Source organism: Bacteroides sp. 4_1_36 (assembly GCF_003466325.1).
Classification (GTDB): Bacteria; Bacteroidota; Bacteroidia; order Bacteroidales; family Bacteroidaceae; genus Bacteroides; species Bacteroides uniformis.
Window position 1 is genome coordinate 1 of sequence record NZ_QSOX01000024.1, and the last position, 382, is coordinate 382.

1 pseudogene is annotated in these 382 nt (G+C 50.5%); it reads right to left on the bottom strand.

Going from position 1 to position 382, the window contains the following annotated elements:
• A pseudogene (locus DXD65_RS21350) lies at window positions 1–382 on the bottom strand (RHS repeat-associated core domain-containing protein); the annotation flags it as partial.

A 382-nucleotide genomic window follows, 5' to 3' on the forward strand; every position in this document is an offset into this window, starting at 1 on the left:
CTGCCGTTGTACCTGGCAGTGCCGTTACCGGTATTGTAGTACAGGTTCTGTGTGAACTTCGTTCCACTGATACCCGTCAGCCAGCCACGGACATTATAGGCATACGTCAGCTTGTTGGTGGCACTTCCGTGCAGGGACTTTGATTGCAGTCTGCCCAAGTTGTCATACGCATAGTCGGCAAGGGTTATCTTGGTGCCGCCTAGCGTATGCTCCACCTTCAAGAGTCTGTCCGCATGGTCGTAGCTGTAAGTATACACTTCCGTGCGGGTTGTTTTTCCGCTTGCCGTGTGGGTATGGGTCACTGTAGCAGGCTTGTTTGTAAAAGTATAGACGGTAGCTGCTACATCATAACCACCCAAAGGATTACTTTGTACAGTCTTCA